At 72.9% G+C, this 19,907-nt stretch carries 19 protein-coding genes, 1 tRNA gene and 1 pseudogene; 8 read left to right on the forward strand and 13 right to left on the reverse strand.

Annotated elements, in window-relative coordinates; translation table 11 throughout:
• Positions 1 to 39 precede the first annotated feature (39 nt).
• Entirely contained in the window at positions 40 to 1,899 is a 1,860-nt protein-coding gene (locus tag ACFVST_RS01015; RefSeq protein ID WP_390145527.1) for a SpoIIE family protein phosphatase, read from the reverse strand.
• A gap of 297 nt (positions 1,900 to 2,196) precedes the next feature.
• On the opposite strand from ACFVST_RS01015, the gene ACFVST_RS01020 reads away from it, so the two are divergent.
• The 3 genes from ACFVST_RS01020 to ACFVST_RS01030 all read left to right on the forward strand — a co-directional run bounded on the left by ACFVST_RS01020 (position 2,197) and on the right by ACFVST_RS01030 (position 4,463).
• Positions 2,197 to 3,594, forward strand: coding sequence for an MFS transporter (locus ACFVST_RS01020; RefSeq protein ID WP_390145529.1), 1,398 nt, complete (start codon positions 2,197 to 2,199; stop codon positions 3,592 to 3,594).
• A 177-nt stretch (positions 3,595 to 3,771) separates the two neighbouring features.
• A complete protein-coding gene (locus ACFVST_RS01025) occupies positions 3,772 to 4,074 on the forward strand; it encodes an ArsR/SmtB family transcription factor (RefSeq protein ID WP_390145531.1) in 303 nt (100 codons plus the stop codon).
• Positions 4,071 to 4,463, forward strand: coding sequence for a VOC family protein (locus ACFVST_RS01030; protein ID WP_390145533.1), 393 nt, complete (start codon positions 4,071 to 4,073; stop codon positions 4,461 to 4,463). Before ACFVST_RS01025 ends, ACFVST_RS01030 begins: the two co-directional genes overlap by 4 nt.
• Before the next feature lie 113 nt (positions 4,464 to 4,576).
• Here ACFVST_RS01030 and ACFVST_RS01035 read toward each other — a convergent pair.
• Positions 4,577 to 4,650: transfer RNA gene (locus ACFVST_RS01035), tRNA-Pro, on the reverse strand.
• A 157-nt stretch (positions 4,651 to 4,807) separates the two neighbouring features.
• Here ACFVST_RS01035 and ACFVST_RS01040 point away from each other — a divergent pair.
• Together ACFVST_RS01040 and ACFVST_RS01045 are read left to right on the forward strand one after the other, a co-directional pair.
• Positions 4,808 to 5,506, forward strand: a complete 699-nt coding sequence (locus ACFVST_RS01040) for a transketolase (RefSeq protein WP_390145534.1) — start codon at positions 4,808 to 4,810, stop codon at positions 5,504 to 5,506.
• Positions 5,507 to 5,514: 8 nt separating this feature from the next.
• Positions 5,515 to 6,414: a transketolase family protein gene (locus ACFVST_RS01045; protein WP_390145536.1), complete on the forward strand. Its 900-nt coding sequence runs from the start codon at positions 5,515 to 5,517 to the stop codon at positions 6,412 to 6,414.
• On the opposite strand, the gene ACFVST_RS01050 is transcribed toward ACFVST_RS01045, so the two are convergent.
• The 9 genes and pseudogenes from ACFVST_RS01050 to ACFVST_RS01090 form a co-directional block, all read right to left on the reverse strand.
• A complete protein-coding gene (locus tag ACFVST_RS01050) occupies positions 6,392 to 7,726 on the reverse strand; it encodes an MFS transporter (RefSeq protein WP_390145538.1) in 1,335 nt (444 codons plus the stop codon). The two genes, ACFVST_RS01045 and ACFVST_RS01050, sit on opposite strands and share 23 nt — an antisense overlap.
• Positions 7,727 to 7,800: 74 nt before the next feature.
• Positions 7,801 to 8,151: an MmcQ/YjbR family DNA-binding protein gene (locus ACFVST_RS01055; protein ID WP_390145540.1), complete on the reverse strand. Its 351-nt coding sequence runs from the start codon at positions 8,149 to 8,151 to the stop codon at positions 7,801 to 7,803.
• Between the two features lie 38 nt (positions 8,152 to 8,189).
• Positions 8,190 to 9,104: pseudogene (locus ACFVST_RS01060) on the reverse strand (LysR family transcriptional regulator).
• Complete coding sequence (locus ACFVST_RS01065; protein WP_390145542.1) at positions 9,101 to 10,318, reverse strand: glycine C-acetyltransferase; 1,218 nt, start codon at positions 10,316 to 10,318, stop codon at positions 9,101 to 9,103. The pseudogene ACFVST_RS01060 and the gene ACFVST_RS01065 overlap by 4 nt, the downstream one beginning before the upstream one ends.
• A 73-nt stretch (positions 10,319 to 10,391) precedes the next feature.
• Entirely contained in the window at positions 10,392 to 11,420 is a 1,029-nt protein-coding gene (gene tdh, locus ACFVST_RS01070) for an L-threonine 3-dehydrogenase (protein ID WP_390145720.1), read from the reverse strand.
• Between the two features lie 180 nt (positions 11,421 to 11,600).
• Positions 11,601 to 12,194, reverse strand: coding sequence for an ATP/GTP-binding protein (locus tag ACFVST_RS01075; RefSeq protein WP_390145544.1), 594 nt, complete (start codon positions 12,192 to 12,194; stop codon positions 11,601 to 11,603).
• A complete protein-coding gene (locus ACFVST_RS01080; RefSeq protein ID WP_390145546.1) occupies positions 12,172 to 12,543 on the reverse strand; it encodes a DUF742 domain-containing protein in 372 nt (123 codons plus the stop codon). The genes ACFVST_RS01075 and ACFVST_RS01080 overlap by 23 nt, the downstream gene beginning before the upstream one ends.
• Before the next feature lie 2 nt (positions 12,544 to 12,545).
• On the reverse strand, positions 12,546 to 12,986 hold the full coding sequence (locus ACFVST_RS01085; RefSeq protein ID WP_390145548.1) for a roadblock/LC7 domain-containing protein: 441 nt from the start codon (positions 12,984 to 12,986) through the stop codon (positions 12,546 to 12,548).
• A gap of 47 nt (positions 12,987 to 13,033) precedes the next feature.
• A complete protein-coding gene (locus ACFVST_RS01090) occupies positions 13,034 to 14,890 on the reverse strand; it encodes an ATP-binding protein (RefSeq protein ID WP_390145550.1) in 1,857 nt (618 codons plus the stop codon).
• Positions 14,891 to 15,187: 297 nt separating this feature from the next.
• Between ACFVST_RS01090 and ACFVST_RS01095 the strand changes: the two genes are divergently transcribed.
• Positions 15,188 to 15,721: an adenylate kinase gene (locus ACFVST_RS01095; protein ID WP_390145552.1), complete on the forward strand. Its 534-nt coding sequence runs from the start codon at positions 15,188 to 15,190 to the stop codon at positions 15,719 to 15,721.
• A 319-nt stretch (positions 15,722 to 16,040) separates the two neighbouring features.
• Here ACFVST_RS01095 and ACFVST_RS01100 read toward each other — a convergent pair whose 3' ends face one another.
• Positions 16,041 to 16,622: a HutD family protein gene (locus tag ACFVST_RS01100; protein ID WP_390145554.1), complete on the reverse strand. Its 582-nt coding sequence runs from the start codon at positions 16,620 to 16,622 to the stop codon at positions 16,041 to 16,043.
• An 11-nt stretch (positions 16,623 to 16,633) separates the two neighbouring features.
• Positions 16,634 to 18,169, reverse strand: coding sequence for a histidine ammonia-lyase (gene hutH, locus ACFVST_RS01105; protein WP_390145556.1), 1,536 nt, complete (start codon positions 18,167 to 18,169; stop codon positions 16,634 to 16,636).
• A gap of 144 nt (positions 18,170 to 18,313) precedes the next feature.
• Here hutH and ACFVST_RS01110 point away from each other — a divergent pair, with 144 nt between their 5' ends.
• Together ACFVST_RS01110 and ACFVST_RS01115 are read left to right on the forward strand one after the other, a co-directional pair.
• On the forward strand, positions 18,314 to 19,096 hold the full coding sequence (locus ACFVST_RS01110; RefSeq protein ID WP_390145558.1) for an IclR family transcriptional regulator: 783 nt from the start codon (positions 18,314 to 18,316) through the stop codon (positions 19,094 to 19,096).
• Positions 19,097 to 19,259: 163 nt separating this feature from the next.
• Positions 19,260 to 19,904, forward strand: coding sequence for a hypothetical protein (locus ACFVST_RS01115; protein WP_390145560.1), 645 nt, complete (start codon positions 19,260 to 19,262; stop codon positions 19,902 to 19,904).
• Positions 19,905 to 19,907: the final 3 nt, after the last annotated feature.

Raw genomic sequence — 19,907 nt, forward strand, 5'->3', positions numbered from 1 at the left:
GCGACGGTCGCCGCTCCGCCGTCGGTCTGCGCGCCACCCTCATCCGTCCACGTCGTCCGTCAACCCCGGTGTCTCCTCCGGTGGTTGGGAACTGTCGCGGACGGGGGCGCCCTCGACGCGGGTGCCGGGGGCCGCCCGCTCCGGTGCCGCCGGGCTGGGTACCTGCTGCTGTGGAGGCGGCACCGGATGCGGTCCGGTGCCCTCGCCGGCGGCGGGCATCCGCAGGGCGAGGAGGGCGACATCGTCGCCGCTCGGGGCGATGCGGACGAGGAGTTCGTCCAGGAAGTCCTCAAGATCGTGGTGGGCGAGGGCGGCCGCGTGCCGGCGCAGGCGCGACAGTCCGGTGCCGATGGTGCGCCCCCGGCTCTCGACCAGGCCGTCGGTGTACAGCAGCAGGGTGGATTCCGGGGGCAGGTCCTCGCGGGCGTCGGGCCAGTCGAGGCCCAGGTGGAGGGCGGAGTTGAGGCCGAGGACGGGGCCGTGGTCCGCCTCCAGGAGGCGTGCCTGCCCGTCCGCGGTGACCAGCAGCGGCGGTGGGTGGCCCGCGTTCGCCCAGTGCAACTGCCAAGGGCCGCCCTCCGGACCCTCGACCCGGGCGAACAGGGCACTGGCCATCGGGGCGTCACTGGTGTGCGTCACCGCCTCGTCCAGGCGCTGCATGATCAGGCTGGGCGGCTCCTGCCGGTCCCACGCCAGGGCCCGCAGCATGTTGCGGACCTCCGCCATATGGGCCGCGGCCTGCAGGTCATGCCCGACGACGTCGCCGATGACCAGCGCCATCACGCCGTCGCCCAGCAGGAAGGCGTCGTACCAGTCGCCACCGATCTCGGCCGCGGCCTGCGCCGGCTGGTAGCGGGCGCCCATCCGCAGGTGGTCGACCTGCGGCAGCGGGGTGAGGAGTTGGCGTTGCAGGGTCTCCGCCACGTTCCGCTGCTGGTGGTACAGGCGGGCGCTCTCCATGACCAGTCCCGCGCGCTGCCCGACGTCGGCCAGTACGGCGGCCTCGTCGTCGGTGTAGCGCCGCTCGGTGGTCCTGGCCACGGTCAGCGCCCCGAAGACCTGCCGGTGGGTGCGCAGGGGCACCACCACCGCGGTCCTCCCGTCCAGGCGCTCGAACATCTCCTGGTGCGCCCGGCCGAGGGGCGAGTCCGCTCCCCTGGCCATGTCGGCGGCGTCCAGCACCAGGGGGCGGCTGCCGTGCAGCGCCCGGGCCAACGCGGAACGCGAGGTGCGCGGGACCGCTGGCAGCGGCCCGGTCAGGGAAGCGGACGTGTGGCGGCGGCCGGGGGCGTAGAGGGCGATGCGGTCGACGGATCGGTCCCTGCCGGGAGTGATCAGGTCGACCGCGGCCCAGTCACCCAGTTCGGGGACCACGAGACGGACCAGCCGGTTCAGCGTCTCCTCGATGTCGGCGCTGGAGATCAGCACCGTCGACACCTCGCTCACCATGGCGAGGCGCGCGGTGAGTTCCTCCAGCGCGGCCAGGTAGGCGGCGGTCTGGTCGGCTGCCTCACGCTGGAGGCTGAAATCGTGGAACACCACCACGAGGCCCGCCAGTTGATCGCCGTGGTGCAGCGGAGTGGCCGCCCAGATGATCGGGACGAGAACGCCGTCACCCCGCAGCAGGCATTCCTCGCTTCCCTCGTCGGGGCGATCGCGGTCGAGCACGGCGAGCACCCGGCACTCGTCCCGCGGCAGTCGGCGGCCGTCCGTGCCGCGGTACAGCAGGGTGTGCAGATCACGGCCGAGCAGGTCGTCCCGCGGCCGGCCGACGATGCGCCGCGCACTGGTGTTGCAGTCGCGGACCCGGCCGGCCCGGTCCGTCACCAGCACCCCCGCACCGAGGCTGTCGAACACCCCGCGGTAGAAGTCGTCCTGCGGACGGTCCGCGGTACTCATGTCCCGCGGTCCCCGTCCTCCTCGTCGCCGGAGTGGACGATGCGGTCGCCGGGCACCTGCTCCTCCAGCGTCGCTTGCCAACTCCGGTGGGAGAAGGCCACTTTCCGTTCCATGTGCGGCCTCCACGAAGGTGGTCGTCGCGCGATCCCCCTTGCCGCGGCCCCGCACCGCGACGAGGTACCGGGCGGCCCGCTCCCTCACTCCCAATGTCCTCCGTACCCCTGCGCCCCGCCAACCGGACGCTCGCCGGCGAAAGCCGCGGTTGCGGGGTGCGGGAGGCCGCCATGTACTGACCCGATGAGGGTCGGTGTGCGGGCGGCGCGGGACCGGCTGCTCCGTACGCTCGGCGGGCCGCAGCAGGCGCGGGCGATCCTGCTGCTGGGCGCGGTCCTCGGCCTGGACGGTGCCGACAAGGGCACCGTGTCCACCATGGCGGGCCCGCTCAAGGCCGCCTTCGGCGTCGGCAACACCGAGATCGGGCTGCTCGGTTCGGTGACGGCCCTTGCGGGTGGCCTCTTCACGCTGCCGGTGGGCGTCCTCACCGACCGGGTGTGCCGCACCCGTCTGCTCGCGCTGAGCGTCGCCCTGTGGGCGGTGGCCACCGCGCTGTCCGCGCTGGCCCCGTCGTATCTGTGGATGCTGGTGTCGCGGGTGGCGCTGGGCGGGGTGGCCGCGACGACGGGCCCCACCGTGGCCTCCCTGGTGGGCGACTACTTCCCGGGGCGGGACCGGGCCCGGGTGTACGGCATGGTGCTGGGCGGTGAACTGGTGGGCACCGGCATCGGTTTCGCGGTGTCCTCGGCGGTGGGCTCGGCCCTGGGCTGGCGGTTCGCCTTCTGGTGGCTGGTGATCCCCTCGTCGCTGCTGGTGTGGGCGGTGTGGCGGCAGCCGGAACCGGCCCGCGGCGGCCCCGGCCTCCCAGGCGGCGAGCCGACCGCCGCACGGAAGCCGCCGCCCAGACCTCCCGGAGTGCCGCCCGACAAGCGGATGGTGTTGCGCCGGGACCCGGGCACGCTGCCGCTGTGGCGGGCCGTGGTGTACGTGCTGCGGATCCGCACCAATCTGGTGCTGATCGTCGCCTCGGCCCTGGGCTACTTCTTCTTCGCCGGTCTGCGCTCCTTCGCCACCCTCTTCGCCACCCACCAGTACGGGGTGAGCACCTCGGTGGCGGGACTGCTGGTGCTGGTGGTGGCCGTCGGCTCGCTGGCGGGAGTCCTCGTCGGCGGCCGTATCGCGGACCGCCTCGGCCGGCGGCGGAACGACGCACGGGTCCTGGTGCCCACCGTGTGCCTGCTGACCATGCCGTTCCTGGCGGCGCCCGCGTTCCACAGCGAGGCACTGCCGGTGGCGCTGCCGCTGCTGATGTGCAGTACCGCGCTGCTGGGTGCGGCCAATCCCCCGTTGGACGCGGCCCGTCTGGACATCGTCCCGCCGCTGCTGTGGGGCAGGGCCGAGGCCACCCGGACGGTACTGCGCACCGCGGGAGAGGCCGTGGCGCCCACGCTCTTCGGATGGGTGTCGGTCCATGTGTTCACCGGCGGCGACGCACTCCAGGACACCCTGCTGCTGTTCCTCCTGCCACTGTTCGCGGCGGGCGGCCTCGGCCTGCTGGCCCTGCGGACCTACCCCCGCGACGTGGCCACCGCCACCGCCTCCGTCCACGCCCTCACCACCGGCGGCAAGGGCGGCCGCTGAACCGGCCCGGCGCCGGATCGCCCGGAGGGCAACGGCCGGCCGGCGCCGAACGCAACGGCGAGGAGGCCGAGTTACCGCACGGGTGCGACGTGGCACGCGCCCTGTGTTCGTCACGAGCAACCCCGCGGACCGCCGCTCGACTTGATAGGCAAGCGAATACTTGCCTATCCTCGGGTCGTGGCCGACGACCTTTTCAAAGCCCTGGCGGACCCCACCCGCCGCACCATCCTCGACGAGCTCACGGAGAAGTCCGGACAGACACTGTTCGAGATCTGCTCACGCCTGACCATGAAGCACCAGCTCGGCATCTCGCGTCAGGCGGTCTCCCAGCACCTCGCCCTGCTGGAGGCCGCCGGGCTCGTCGAGACCAGACGGGAGGGCCGATGCAAGTTCCACGACCTGAACACAGCTCCGCTCCAGCGGATTGCCGAGCGGTGGCCCCTGCCCAACCCCTCCGGACCCGAGAAGGGCACCCCATGAAGATCCATCTGACCACCGTCTTCGTCGACGACCAGGCCAAGGCCGAGCACTTCTACACCGAGATCCTCGGCTTCGTGAAGAAGCACGACGTCCCGTTGGGCGAGGGGGCCCGGTGGCTGACCGTCGTCGCGCCCGACGAGCCCGACGGCACCGAACTCCTCCTGGAGCCCGCCGGCCACCCCGCCGTCAAGCCCTACCGTGAAGCGCTCGTCCACGACGGCATTCCGCTCGCCCAGTTCGCCGTCACCGACGTAACGGCGGAGCACGAGCGTCTGCGAGCCCTCGGCGTCCACTTCACCCAGGAGCCCCTGACGATGGGCCCCGTGACCACAGCCGTGTTCGACGACACCTGCGGCAATCTGATCCAGATCGCCACCCAGCCGCGGTAAGCAGCCACCCTTCCTCGGGCGGACCCCGGCCAACGCGGCGACTGCCCCCAGGAACGATCGAGGGCCGGTTTCGAATACCTCCGAAACCGGCCCCGATCTACGACTGTCTCCAGTCGGGACGACAGGATTTGAACCTGCGACCCCTTGACCCCCAGTCAAGTGCGCTACCAAGCTGCGCCACGTCCCGATGCCCGTATGACCTGGGGTTTCCCCCGGGCGAACGCGCACGGAAACCATACCGCACTCTCCAGGGTGGTCGCGCACCCGTTTCCGTCGGGCGCGAGGGCGGGCGGGCGCCGGGACCGCTTGACCTCAACAGCGGTTCAGGTTGCACGCTCGGTAGCATGACGACGACGTGCAGCGGTTACGCGGACCTCTCCGCGCTGATGAGCCGGATGACCGGCGACGAGAAGCACGGCCCCGCCGCCACCTCCACCCTGGATGTGCTGTGGGTCCTCTACGACCAGGTACTGAACGTCACCCCGGACACCGCCGACGATCCGGAGCGGGACCGCTTCCTCCTCTCCAAGGGCCACGGCCCGATGGCGTACTACGCGGTGCTCGCCGCCAAGGGATTTGTGCCGCCGGAGGTGCTGCCGGGCTTCGGCTCGTACGGTTCTCCGCTCGGGCACCATCCCGACCGGACGCTCGTGCCCGGGGTGGAGATCGGCAGCGGTTCGCTCGGGCACGGGCTGCCGATCGGGGTGGGCACCGCTCTGGGGTTGCGCGCCCAGGGCCGGACCGGGCCGCGGGTGTGGGTGCTGGTCGGTGACGCGGAGTTGGACGAGGGCAGCAACGACGAGGCCATCGCCTACGCGGGCCCGGCCGCGCTGGAGAGTCTGGGCGCCGTGGTGGTGGACAACGCCTCCGCCAGCCGCACCCGCCCCGGCGGTCTCGGCGCCCCCTTCGAGACGGCGGGCTGGACGGTGCGCGCCGTGGACGGGCGGGACCACGACGCCCTGTACGAGGCGTTCACCGCACCGCATCCGGGCCGGCCGCTGGCCGTCGTCGCCCGGGTCGAGTCCAAGACCGCCGGAGAGTGAGGACCCCCATGGACACCATGCGCGATCGTTTCGCCCCCGTGGTGAGCAGGCTGCTGGACGAGGACCCGCGGGTGGCGCTGGTCCTCGCGGAGATCGGCCGGGACGGCTTCCGGGAGGCCGCGCGGCGCCATCCGGACCGGGTGCTCAATGTGGGGATCCGGGAGCAGTTGCTGGTGGGCGCGGCCGCCGGGCTGGCGCTGACCGGGCTGCGTCCCGTGGTGCACACCTTCGCCAGTTTCCTGGTGGAGCGGCCCTTCGAGCAGCTCAAGCTGGACTTCGGGCACCAGGGTGTGGGCGGGGTGCTGGTGAGCGCCGCCGCCTCCTACGACTGGCCGGCGGGCGGCCACACCCATATGTCGCCCGGCGATGTGGCACTGCTGAGCACCCTGGACGGCTGGCGCATCCTGGTGCCGGGCCACCCGGACGAGGCGGAGACCCTGCTGCGGTACGCGGTCGCGGCCGGTGACGAGAAGGTGTACGTACGGCTGTCGGTGCAGGCCAACTCGGTGGCGCGGCCGGTGGACGGGGAGCGTTTCGCGGTGGTGCGGGAGGGCGGACGCGGGGTGGTGGTCGCGGTGGGGCCGATGCTGGACGCGGTGCTGGACGCCACCGAGGGCCTGGGTCTGACCGTGCTGTATGCGACGGCGGTGCGGCCCTTCGACGGGGCGGCGCTGCGGCGTGCGGTGGCGGCGGCCCGGCCGGAGGTGGTGCTGGTGGAGCCGTATCTGGCGGGCACCTCGACGGCCGCGGCGGCCGAGGCCCTGGTGGACGTACCGCATCGGGTGCTGGGGCTGGGGGTGGGGCGGGCCGAGTTGCGCCGCTATGGCACGGCGGAGGAGCACACCGCGGCTCACGGGCTGGACCCGGTGTCCCTGCGCGACCGGATCAGCGGCTTCCTCTCTCCGTGACCGCCACCGAACCACCGGTCTCCGGCTCCCCCGTCCTCGGTCCGCCCGCGGGTGAGCCGGAGACGGGGGCCGTCAGGTCGGCGCGTATCAGATTGCGGACGGCGGGGACGGTGAGGAGGGCGGCGGCGACGAGGAGGGTGACCACTCCGGCGGTCAGCAGGACGTGCTCGACGCCGAAGAGTCCGGCGGCGGGGCCGGCCAGGGCCTGGCCGACGGGCATCATCGCGAGGGAGCCCGCCACGTCGTAGGCGTGGATGCGGTTGAGGACGTCGGCCGGGACCTGGGTCTGGACGCTCGTCGCCCACATCACGCCCCAGAAGGACATCCCGGCGCCCGCCACCGCGGCGGCCGCGGCCATCGACGGCACGTCCAGCCGGGCGCCGACGGCCGCCGGGAACGCGCTGAACGCGAACAGCGCCACCGCCCCGGCCCGCAGCATCCGGCGGGGCCGCAGCCGCAGCGCGAGCAGACCGCCGAGTACGGTGCCCGCGCCGAGGGCCGAGTTGACCAGGCCGTAGGAGCGGGGGCCGTGCTCCTGCACCACCTCGGTGGCGACCAGCGGCACCGTGGGACCCCAGGCCGCGATCATCAGCACGCACCAGATGGCGATCACGCTCCACAGCCAGGTGCGGGAGCGGAACTCGCGCCAGCCCTCCACCAGATCGGCGCGGAAGGCGGGGCGCTGTTCCGGGGCGGGCGCGGCGGCCGGGGGCAGTCGGAGCAGCAGCAGGCAGAGCGCGCTGAGGGCGTAGGTGCCGGCGTGGGCCGCGAAGACGCCGCCCGCGGAGGCGAAGGCGACGAGCAGGCCGGCCAGTGCGGGACCGGCGAGTTGGGCGGCGGACTCGGCGATCCGGATGGCCCCGTTGGCGCCCTGCACATCGGCGGCGAGCCGGGGCACGGTGCTGGCGACGCCGGGCTGGAAGACGGCGGAGGCGGCGCCGTTGACCGCGCCGATCACACATATCTGCCAGAGCACCACATGCCCGGTGAAGAAGAGGACGGCGCAGACCGACTGGCTGGCCAGGCGCACCAGGTCGGCGCCGATCATCAGCCGGCGGGTGCTGAAGCGGTCCGCGAAGACCCCGCCGAAGACGACCAGTCCGGCGAAGCAGGCCACCGAGGCGGCCATCGCCAGGCCCACCGCACCGGCGCCGTGGCCGTGCTGGAGCAGGCCCGCGGCGAGTGCCACCGGCAGCATGGTGTCCCCGAGCTTCGCCACCGCGCGTGCGGTGAAGAAGAGCGCGAAGTCCCTTGACCAGACGCGCCCTTGCGTCCGCCCGTGATCGCCGTAGGACGACATGGCGGCCGTCATCGCTGTCACTCCCCTCCCGGCCGCGGAACCCCCGTTCCGCGGCAGTGCGTCCCCTGCGGGAATCCTTTCATGGTTCAGACCACGCCCAGCTCCGGGTACGCCTCGCGTAGCGCGGGGGTGGCCGCCTGCCGCCAGGAGTCGGCGAGTACGGCGCGCAACTCCTCGGTGTCGTCCAGGACTTGGAGGCGGACGCGGATCCAGGCGAAGGCCGCCTCGTGGTCCGCGATCCAGAACTTGGCGGGCTCGGCCAGGACCAGTTCATCGCGTTCCTCGCGGGGGCAGCGCACCGCGACGGACGTCTCGTCCTCGGGCAGGGTGGCGAACATCTTGCCCGCGACCCGGAAGGTGGGCATGGACCAGGCGGTCTTCTCGGTGGTGTCCGGCAGGGAGAGGGCGATGGTGCGTACGTCGTCGGCGTCGGGCATGGTCAGAACGTAGCGCCCGGCACTGACAGTCCGGTCGTTCAGGCAGGTTGCGGGGTGTGGGCTGAGGCGCCGAGGGCGGTGAGGACGGGGCGGATCAGGGGGTGGTCCTCGGCGCCGCAGCGGACCGCGGCGAAGACGCGGCGGGTGGGTGCGGCGCCGTCGACGGGCCGGATCGCGACCGCGGCCTCCTCCCGGGCGCTGAGCGCGGACCGCGGCACCAGCGCCACCCCGGCCCCGGCGGAGGCGAGCGCGACGACGGCGCTGAAGTCGTCCGAGGAGTGGTCCAGGCGCGGTTCGAAACCGGCCTGCTCGCAGGCGAGGACGACCACGTCATGGCAGGGGTTGCCCGGGTAGGGGCCGATCCACGGGTCCCCGGCGAGCTGCGCCAGCGGCACCCGGTCGAGGCCGGCGAGGCGGTGCCCGGCGGGCAGGACCGCCTCGAAGGGCTCCACATAGAGCGGGACGCGGGTGAGGCGCGGGTCGTCCGCGCCGGGCGCCCCGCGGTACTCGACGGCGACGGCCACATCGACCTGCCCGTCCAGCACCATGGGGAGGCTGGCGTCGCCCTCGGCGTCCTTGACCCGGACCCGGATGCCGGGGCTGCTCCCGGCGAGGGCGGCCACCGCGGGCGCCACCACCAGGCGGATACCGGTGGCGAAGGCGGCGACGGTGACGGTGCCCGCGGCGCCGGCCGACTAGGCGGCCAACTCGGCGCCGGCGCGCTCCAGTTGGGCGAGGACCGCGTTGGTGTGGCGCAGTAGGATCTCCCCGGCGGGGGTGAGCCGCACGCCGCGGGCGCCGCGGTCCACCAGCCGGTGCCCGGTCTCCTGCTCCAGCGCGGTGAGCTGCTGGGAGACCGCGGAGGGCGTCAGATAGAGCGCGGCGGCAGCCGCGGTCACCGTACGGTGGTCGGCCACCGCTCGGAGGATGTGCAGCCGCCGCGCTTCGATCACACCACCGATTCTTGCAGTTGCCCGCCGGTCAGTTCGGCGCGGGCCCCGACGAAGGCGTCCACGGCGCGCAGTACGTCGTCCTCGGAGTGTGCGGCGGAGAGCTGGACGCGGATGCGGGCCTGGCCCTGTGGCACCACCGGGTAGGAGAAGCCGATGGCGTAGACGCCGCGGTCCAGGAGGAGTTCGGCCATCCGGCCCGCCTCGGCAGCGTCACCGATCATGACGGGCGCGATGGGGTGCTCGCCGGGCAGGACGTCGAAGCCGGCCTCGGTCATGCGGGTGCGGAAGAGGGCGGTGTTGGTGTGCAGCCGCTCCCGGAGTTCGCCCGCGGACTCCAGCAGGTCGAGGACCTTCAGGGAGGCGGCGGCGATGACGGGGGCGAGGGTGTTGGAGAAGAGGTAGGGGCGGGAGCGCTGGCGGAGCAGGGCGGCGATCTCGGCGCGGGCCGCGACATAGCCGCCGGAGGCGCCGCCGAGTGCCTTGCCGAGGGTGCCGGTGACGATGTCCACGCGGTCCATGACGCCGTGCAGTTCGGGGGTGCCGCGTCCGCCGGGGCCGACGAAGCCGACGGCGTGCGAGTCGTCCACCATGACCATGGCGTCGTAGCGTTCGGCGAGGTCGCAGATCTCGCCGAGGGGGGCGAGGTAGCCGTCCATGGAGAAGACGCCGTCGGTGACGACGAGGCGGCGGCGGGCGTCGGCGGCGTCCTTCAACTGCTGTTCCAGGTCGGCCATGTCGCGGTTGGCGTAGCGCAGCCGGCGGGCCTTGGAGAGGCGGATGCCGTCGATGATGGAGGCGTGGTTGAGGGCGTCGGAGATGACGGCGTCCCCGGCGTCGAGGAGGGTCTCGAAGACACCGCCGTTGGCGTCGAAGCAGGAGGAGTAGAGGACGGTGTCCTCCTGGCCGAGGAACGCGGCGAGGCGCTGTTCGAGTTCCTTGTGGACCTCCTGGGTGCCGCAGATGAAGCGGACCGAGGCCATGCCGTAGCCCCAGCGGTCCAGGGCCTGGTGGGCGGCGGCGACGACCTCGGGGTGGTCGGCGAGGCCGAGGTAGTTGTTGGCGCAGAAGTTCAGCACCTGGCCGGGGCGGCCGCCGGAGGTGACGTCCACGGTGGCGGACTGGGGGGTGCCGATGACGCGTTCCGGCTTGTGGAGTCCGGCGGCGCGGATCTCGTCGAGGGTGGCGCGCAGGTCGTCGCGGACGGAGTCAAACATGCGGGTGTCTCCCGGGGTTGGGTTCGCGGAGGCTGCTCGGGGTGCGGCGGCGGGCGGGGCCGGGCCCGCCGGGTCACGCCTCCCAGTCGAGGATGATCTTGCCGCTGCGACCGCCGGCCGCCTCGGCGAAGGCCGCTTCGAAGTCGCGGTGGGAGTAGCGGCCGGTGATGACGGGTGTGAGGTCGAGGCCGCCCTCGATGAGGACGGACATGGCGTACCAGGTCTCGAACATCTCGCGGCCGTAGACGCCCTTGAGGGTGATCATCGAGGTGACGATGTGCGCCCAGTCGACGGCGAACTCCTCGGCGGGCAGGCCCAGCAGGGCGATGCGGCCGCCGTGCGTCATATTGGCGAGCATGTCGCGCAGGGCGGCCGGGTTGCCGGACATCTCCAGGCCGATGTCGAAGCCCTCGCGCAGCCCGAGTTCGCGCTGCCCGTCGGCGATGGTGTCCTCGGCGACGTTCAGCGCGAGGCTGGCGCCGATCTTGCGGGCGAGTTGGAGGCGTTCCTCGCTGACGTCGGTGACGACCACATGCCGGGCCCCGGCGTGCCGGGCGACCGCGGCGGCCATCAGCCCGATCGGCCCGGCCCCGGTGATCAGTACGTCCTCGCCGACCAGCGGGAAGGACAGCGCGGTGTGCACCGCGTTGCCGAACGGGTCGAAGATGGCGGCGATGTCCGGGTCCACGGCGATCCGGTGCACCCACACATTGCCGGCGGGCAGGGCCACGTACTCCGCGAAGGCGCCGTCGCGGCCGACGCCGAGGCCGACGGTGGCGCGGCACAGATGGCGGCGGCCGGCCAGGCAGTTGCGGCAGGTCCCGCACACCAGGTGGCCCTCGCCGCTGACCCGGTCCCCCACCGTGACCTCGGTGACGTCGCGGCCGGTGGCGACGACATCGCCGACGAACTCGTGGCCGAGGACGAGCGGGGTGCGGACGGCCTGCCGCGCCCAGTGGTCCCAGTTGCGGATGTGCAGATCGGTGCCGCAGATGCCGGTGCGGAGCACCTTGATCAGTACATCGCCGTGGCCGATGTCGGGCTCGGGTACGTCGGTGAGCCAGAGTCCCGGTTCCGCCTTCTCCTTGACCAGCGCCTTCACCGCATCGGCTCCTGTCGTCACGCGCGTGGGGGTGGGAGGGGACGGCGACCGGCGCGTCCCGCGCCCCCAGACACTAGGGTCTGCCGCCGCCCGCGCCGACTCTTTCGCACCGCGTCGGGCTGGTCCATCGAGGTTTTCTTAACCGCCGCCGCAGCTTTCCTTCACACCCGCCGGCGCCGGTCACCGCGGGGCGGCGGAGGGCGCGCTCAGCAGGAGGTGGCGTACCAGGGTGAGCAGGGTCTGGATGGCGGAGCTGGAGATACGGGCGTCGCAGCGGATCACCGGCACCTGCGGGGAGAGGTCGATGGCGGCCCGTACCTCCTCCGGGTCGTAGCGGTGGCCGCCGTCGAACTCGTTGACGGCGAGCACGAATCCGAGGCCGCGCTGCTCGAAGAAGTCGACCGCGGGGAAGCAGTCGGCGAGGCGGCGGGTGTCGGCGAGGACGATCGCGCCGAGCGCGCCCTCGGACAGCTCGTCCCACATGAACCAGAAGCGTTCCTGCCCGGGGGTGCCGAAGAGGTAGAGCACATGCTCGGTGTCGAGGGTGATGCGGCCGAAGTCCATGGCCACGGTGGTCTCCTGCTTGTGCTCCACCCCTTCGAGGCTGTCGGTGGCGGCGCCGGCCGAGGTGAGGAGTTCCTCCGTGCTCAGCGGCGCGATCTCGCTGACCGCGCCCACGAAGGTCGTCTTGCCCGCGCCGAATCCGCCCGCGACCAGGATCTTGAGCGCGGTGGGGAAGTCGGCGGAGCGGTCAGAGCTGTCGTCGTAGACCATCGAGCACAGCCTCCAGGAGGGACCGGTCCGTCGGGTTGTCGTGGAAGGCCGGGGCCTGCGTGGTGAGCGCGCCGCAGTCGAGCAGGTCGGAGAGCAGGACCTTGGTGACGGCGGCGGGGAGCCGCAGTTGGGCGGCGAGTTCGGCCACCGAGACGGGCACCCCGCACAGTGAGAGGGCCGCGCTGTGCTCCGGGCCGAGGTATCCGGCCGGGGTGGTGCCGGTGACCCGCACCTGGGACAGCAGGTCCAGTTCGGCGGTGGGCCGGGTGCGGCCGTTGCTCACCTGGTAGGGGCGGACCAGCCGGCCCGCCGCCTCGTCCAGCCAGGGCCCGTCCTGCGGGGCGGCCACGTTCAATGCCTCATCGCCGAAGGTTCGGCCTCGGCCTCGGTCCGGCGCGGGGCGGTGACCAGGTACGGGCGCACGCTTTTGACGAGCATCGCCATCTCGTACCCGAGGACGGCCGCGTCGGTCTCCCGGTCGGCCAGTACGGCGAGGCAGGTGCCGGAGCCGGCGGTGGAGACGAAGAGCAGGGTGGTGTCGAGTTCGACGACGACCTGCCGGACCTCGCCGCCGTCGCCGAACCGTACGCCCGCGCTGCGGCCCAGCGAGTACAGGCCGGACGCCAGGGCCGCCATATGGTCGGCGCTGTCGGCGTCGAGTCCGTGCACGGACTTCACCAGTCCGTCGGAGGACAGCAGTACGGCACTGCGGGTGCCCGGCACGCGCTGCACCAGGCCGTTCATCAACCAGTCGAGGTCGCAGGCGTGGCCGGTCGGCACATCGCTCGCCATGGTGGATCGACTCCTCGGTACGTCGTGGGGTGGGCGAAGGGGGTGGTTCAGCCGGTTCCGGGGGGTGCGGCTTCGGCGGGTGGGGCGGTGGGTTCCGCGGTGGGTGCGGCCGGGTCCGGTGCGGTGGTCGCGGGTGCTTCGGCGGTCTCGGCGAGGCTGATACCGCGGCGGAAGGCGGCGACCAACCCCGGGTCGTGCACCGCCGGTTCCTCGTCCACGGCCTGCACCGCCTCGGCCCGCACCGCGGCCGGCTCCCGCAACTGCGGCACCAGATGCTCCTGCGCCCGCCGCCTGGGCAACCGCGGCCGCGCCGGCCCACCGGGGGTGTCCTGGGCGGGAGTTGGACCGGCCGGGGTGCCGTACGCCGGGGTGCCGTACGCCGCCTGGGCCTGAACCGGCGTGCCGTGGGCCGGAGTTGAGCCGACCGGGGTGCCGTGGGCGGGCGTCGCGCCGGCCGCTGTCATCTGAACTGCCGCCGGGGGAACGGGCGTTCCGTTGGCCGGAGTGCGGTACGCGGGTGCGGTGGTCGCCGCCGGGAGGGAGGCCGGGGAGCCGGGTGGGGCGGGGCGGGCGCGGTGGCGGGCGTCGACGAGGTCGCTCAGGGCGGCGGAGGCGGTGATCCGGTGCTCGGCGCCGCCCGACCTGGGCTGTGCGGCCGGTGTCTCCTCACCGCCCGTACCGAGCAGCTTCTCCGGTACCACCAGCACCGCCTGGATCCCGCCGTAGATATTGGACTGGAGGCGGACGCTGATGCCGTGCCGCTGGGCGAGGCGGGACACCACATACAGGCCGATACGGCCGTCCTGGAGGAGACGGGCCACATCGACCCGGCCGGGCTCGGCGAGCAGGGCGTTCATCCGCTTCTGCTCCCCGGCCGGCATCCCGAGTCCGCGGTCCTCCACCTCGACCGCCAGCCCGGAGGTGACGGGTGCGACCCGCAGCAGGACCTGGGTCTGCGGTGCGCTGAACACCGTTGCGTTCTCCACGAGTTCGGCCAGCAGATGGACGACGTCGGCGACGGCGTGCCCGCGCAGGGTGCCCTCGGTGGGCGGCACCAGCCGCACCCGTTCGTACTGCTCGACCTCGGCGACCGCGGAGCGCAGTACCTCGGTGAGGCAGACCGGGCTGCTCCACTGGCGGCGGGAGACTGCGCCGCCGAGCACCGCCAGGTTCTCCGCGTGGCGCCGCATCCGGGTGGCGAGGTGGTCGACGTGGAAGAGGCCCTTGAGCAGGTCCGGGTCCTCGGTGTCGTTCTCCAGCTCGTCCAGTACGGAGATCTCGCGGTGCACCAGGGACTGGAGGCGGCGGGCGAGGTTGGCGAAGACCTCCATCATGGGGTCTTTGCCGGTGCCGGACTCCAGTGCCGCCGGCTGCCGTTCACCGCGGCGCGCGGCGTGGACCACGGCGGCCACCGCGGCGTCCTGGGCGCGCCGCAGTTCGTCCGCGAGCAGGTCGAGATCGTCCGGTGTGCCGTCACGCGGCGGGGTCGGGGTGCGGCGGGCGCGCGGGGTCCGCCCATGGGTGATCTGCTCGGCCAGGGCGCGGAGTTCGGCCTGGTGGCGTGCGGTAGTGCGACGCAGTACGCCGACCCGCTCGCGCAGGGTGCGGGCGGTGCGTTCGGCGGCGACCACGGCGATCACCAGTCCGCCCACCGCGATCCCGCCGGCCCCGGCCAGTACGGCCCACAGGGCGTGGCCGCGGGGCCCGGGGGTGGCGCGGACGGTGAAGAGGACGGCGGCCGCGGCGCAGAGCGCCACCGCGACGGCGGGGAGTAGGGCGAGCCGGAGGAGTTGGGTGCGTATGTGCGTCTCCGGCAGGTGCACGGCACTGCGCCCGCCCGGCCTGCCGTGCCGGCCGCCCTCACGGCGGTCGGCGCGTGCGGCAGGTGCACGGAGGTGTGACATCGGTGTCCTTCGGTGGGGGTTGCCCGCACCGGGGGTGGTGGGGCGGGTCGGGCCGCGCCGTGCCCCGGTGGGGGCGCGGCGGCGTAACCGGTGTGACAGGGAGGCCTGTTGTCTCCCTGCGTGGACCGGCGGACACCGACGGTAGTCGCCATCGGGCCGCATACGGCGGCCAGTTGGGAAAGTCCCGCATACAACACCCTTCTCTGGTATGAGTGTTCGCACACCGGTCCGAAATACCCCCGCCCGCGGGCCACTTGGCGCGGTTGCCCGAACTCGCCGGAGGCTAGGGTGAGTTGGATGGAACGGGTTCTGGTGGTGGGTGTCACCGGCGCCGGGAAGTCCACCCTGGCGCGGGCGGTGGGCGGGCGGCTCGGGCTGCCGTACCACGAGATGGACGCGATGTACTTCGGCCCCGGGTGGTCGGTGAACGCGCGACTGGCCGAGGATGTGGCGCGGATCGCCGCACAGCCGCGGTGGATCATCGACTCGATCGGCGCGCCCGAGGTGCGTGACCTGCTGTGGCAGCGGGCGGACGCGGTGCTGTGGCTGGACTATCCGCGGCGGGTGGTGCTGCCGCGGGTACTGCGCCGGTCGCTGCGCCGCAGCCTCACCCGCGAGCGGATCTTCGGCGGGAACCGCGAGACCTGGGCGGGCTGGCTGAGCCCGGAGCACCCGGTGTGGTGGTCCTGCTCACAGCACACGGCCCGCCGCACCGAGATCCGACGCCGCACCGCCGACCCGCACTTCACCCCACTCACCACCCACCACTTCCCCCACCCCACGGACACCGAGGCCTGGCCGGCGGCACTCCCCCGGCACACCTCCTCGTAGGCCAGGGGTCTCAACTGGCAGGCGCCCATGGCCGACTCGGCAAGGCGTACAGCACCTACGCGATGCGCGACGAGGCGTATGCGCTGACCGCGCTGTTCACCGTCCTCACCCTGGACGCCGTTCGGGACCTGCGGGGCGATGTGCCCACGCCCGTAGTGGCCGTGCTCAGTGCGGTGGCCGCCCGGCTCCTTTCCCTGGGTCGGCCTGCGTCTGTGGCGCCGCAACGCACCGCTGAGCATCCTCGGCGGCACCGCCACCCACGTGATCCTGGCTCGCACGGTCTTCGCCCACTGAAACTGCCGGAGGCCGGGCCACTTGCTCAACTCGCCCCCGGCACCGCCGAGTTGCTGAAGGTCACCACCGCCAGCGCCCCCGTCACCGCGAACGACTCCGCCTCGCCCGCCTCCAGCAGTACCGCGTCCAAGCGGCCGAGGCGGGCGCCGGTACGTTCCGGTGCGGCCGTGCCGGAGAGGACGACCGCCAGTACCCGGCTTCCGGCGGCCGCCCGTACCTCGGTGGGTCCGCGCGCCACCCGGACCTCGGCCGACACCTGACCGCGGCGGACCATCACATTGAAGTCGACCACCGGGCCGCCGAGCAGTTCGCAGTCGGTGGCCGCGTCCCCGGAGAACGCGAACGGCTCGCCGGGGGCGTCCACGACCTGCCGCACCCCGTCGACGGTCAGCACCATGCCGGGGCCGTCGACCAGGGTGATGATCCGGTCGACGCCCTCGAAGGCGGAGAACGGGCCGCCGTGGGCGACCTCGGCGACGCTGACCCGCCAGGCGAAGTCCTCCGTACCGGCGCCCTCGGGGGCGGCCGCGACCTGGGTGGTCACTCCCCCGCCGTTCTTCCAGGGCACGGGCCGCCGCCCGGCCGCGGGCAGGATCCGCGGTGTCATCCGGCTCCCCCTCAGACCAGCGGCCCGGTGACGGACTCGGCGGCGGCGACGGCCCCGCCCGAGGCGACGTACTGGACGGCCTCCTCGATCTCGGGGGCGAGCCAGCGGTCGGTGCCGGGGCCCTCGACGTACTCGCGCAGCCCGTCGCGCACCGCGCCGGTGGCGGGCGACGGTTCCAGCGGGGCGCGCAGGTCCAGGGCGCGGGCGGCGGTGTAGATCTCGACGGCGAGGACGCGGGTGAGGCCGTCGACGGCGCGGCGCAGTTTGCGGGCGGCGGACCAGCCCATGGAGACGTGGTCTTCCTGCATGGCGCTGGAGGGGATGGAGTCGACGGAGGCCGGTGCGGCGAGCCGCTTCAGTTCGGAGACGATCGCGGCCTGGGTGTACTGCGCGATCATATGGCCGGAGTCCACGCCCGGGTCGTCGGCGAGGAAGGCATTGAGGCCGCGGTTGCGGGCCGGGTCGAGGAACCGGTCGGTACGGCGCTCGGAGTTGGAGGCGAGGTCGGCCACCGAGATGGCGAGGAAGTCGAGGACGGCGGCGACCGGGGCGCCGTGGAAGTTGCCGTTGCTCTCCACCCGGCCGTCGAGGGTGACCGCCGGGTTGTCCACGGCGCTGGCCAGCTCACGGGAGGCGACCAGCTCGGCGTGGGCGAGGGTGTCCCGCACCGTGCCGTGCACCTGCGGCGAGCAGCGCAGCGAGTAGGCGTCCTGCACCCGGGTGCACTCGGGTCCCTTGTGGCTGGCGACGATGCCCGAACCGGCAAGCAGGGCACGGAGGTTGGCGGCGCTGTCGGCCTGGCCCGGGTGCGGGCGCAGCGCCATGAGGTCGGCGGCGAAAACGGACTCGGTACCGAGCTGGCCCTCGACGCTCATCGCGGCGGCGATGTCCGCGGTACGCAGCAGTCGGCGCAGATCGTGGGCGGCGAGCAGCAGCATCCCGAGCATTCCGTCGGTGCCGTTGATGAGGGCCAGGCCCTCCTTCTCCTCCAGCACCACGGGGGTGATCCCGGCCTCGGCGAGCGCCTCGGCGGCGGGGCGGCGGCTGCCGTCGGCGGTGCGGACCTCGCCCTCGCCCAGCACGGCGAGCGCGCAGTGCGCCAGCGGCGCGAGGTCCCCGGAGCAGCCGAGGGAGCCGTACTCGTGGACGATCGGTGTGATGCCCGCGTTGAGCAGCGCGGCATAGGCCTCGGCGGTCTCGGGGCGTACGCCGGTACGGCCGGTGGCGAGGGTGGACAGGCGCAGCAGCATCAGCGCGCGGACCACCTCACGCTCCACCTCGGGGCCGGAACCGGCGGCGTGCGAGCGGACCAGGCTGCGCTGGAGCTGGGCGCGCAGCTCGGTGGGGATGTGACGGGTGGCGAGGGCACCGAAACCGGTGGACACCCCGTAGTGCGGCTTGGTGTCGTCGGCGAGGGCCCGGATGACCTCGCGGCTGCGGGCGATCTCCTTGAGCGCCTCGGGGGCGAGGGCCACCTCGGCACCGAGGCGGGCGACGGACACGACTTCTTCGGCAGCGAGGGCGCCGACACCGACAACAACAGTCATACTCCAATAAAGCCGCAGGCAGGCAGCAGGTTACGAGACCTCGGCGACCGGTTCTGTCTGGTATCCCAGACGTTCCGTTTGCCCCTTCCCCCGCTACGCTCACCGCATGAGCCCCTTCCGTCCCCCCGCCCACGGGCCCCTCCGGTGAGTGTCGTCCCGGCGGCGGCACAGGTGCTGGCCGTGCTGCGCTATCTGGCGCGGCAGGCGGCGCCGGTACCCGCGGCCGCCATCAGCCGCGATGTGGGGCTGCCCCGGTCCACCACCTACCACCTGCTGGACACCCTCGCCGCGGACGGCTTTGTGGTGCACCTGCCGGAGGAGCGGCGCTACGGCCTCGGCGTCAGCGCCTTCGAACTGGCCTCGGGGTACGCCCGCCAGGCCCCCTTCCAGCGGCTGGCCCGGGTCCCGCTGGCCACCCTCGTCGACCGCACCGGCCACAACGCCAACCTCGCGGTGCTGCACGGCCGGGAGGTCATCTACGTCATCGAGGAACGCGCCCCCGGCCGCGCCCCGCTGGTCAGCGAGGTCGGCGTCCGCCTGCCCGCCCACCTCACCGCGAGCGGCCGCGCGATACTGGCCCTGCTGCCGGCGCCCCAGGTACGCGCCCTCTTCCCCGACCGGTCGGCCTTCGTCCTGCGGCACGAGGTGGGCCCCGCCTCACTGACGGCACTGCGGGGCCTGCTGACCCAGGTACGGCGACGCGGATACGCCACGGAGGAGGGCGAGATCACCCCGGGCCTGTCATCCGTCGCGGCACCGGTACTCGACCACCAGGCGCACCCGATCGCCGGGGTGTCCGTCACCTTCCCCGGAGACTCCGCGGACGAGGCCGAACGCCTCCGCATCGCGGGCCATGTCGCCCAGACGGCAAGGGAGTTGACCCGACGGGTGGGAGGGGTCCCCGAGAGCCACCGGCCCCGCCGTTGACCCGGTGCCCGCCCGGCTTGAGCACCCGTCGCAGGACCGCACTGGTCCTCCTGGCGCCGCTCGCGGTTCGCCACTGGTTCCTCGGGCTCTCAGGCGCGAGTGAGGACGGCTGCGTGTTGATCGATACAGTGAGCTGGTTGTCGTCCAAGGGGGGAAGGGCCGGATGGATCTCGGAGACGGGTATCGGGCTTTGGCGCGTGGCGCGCTGTTGGTTGCTGAGTCCGCCGAGGATGCCTACCGACTGGGTGCGCTTGAGCGCTTCCTCAAGCCATGGGTCCGGGGCAGAGTGAACTCACTGGCCTTTCTGATCGACAGTTGCGACACCACACGTCAACTGGCCCAGGACACAAGAGCCTTGGCGCATACGGCCGCTGAGTACTCGCAACTGCGGAACCAGCTCTTTTCCGACGTCCATCACACGGGCCCTGAGCCACCCTGGCGGATCGTGGAGCAGGGGACGATGGCGATCCGGGCACAGTCCGGAATTCTGCTGCGGCAGCCGACGTTCGTCCTCCGGCGCCTGGATGCCGGCTCGAACGTCCCCGGCGCGGCGACCTGGGACTTCACCGTGATCGCCAATACGTCCAACCCAGCAGACGAAGGCACGTCGTTCGTGGTCATGGTATCGACGGGCGACCACACCGGCAGCGTACCCGTTCAGGTGTCCAAGGAGCTTGAGAACGAACGAGCTTGGTACCAGCAGCTTGCGTACGGCTTCCATGCCCTGGGAGTCACGCCGTTTCTCACCGCGATCTACGACCCTGACCGCCACCGCAAGCGCGCGACCGATGACGGTAGTGGCGGCTGACCG

The sequence above is a fragment of the Streptomyces sp. NPDC058045 genome, assembly GCF_042885635.1.
Taxonomy (GTDB): Bacteria; Actinomycetota; Actinomycetes; order Streptomycetales; family Streptomycetaceae; genus Streptomyces.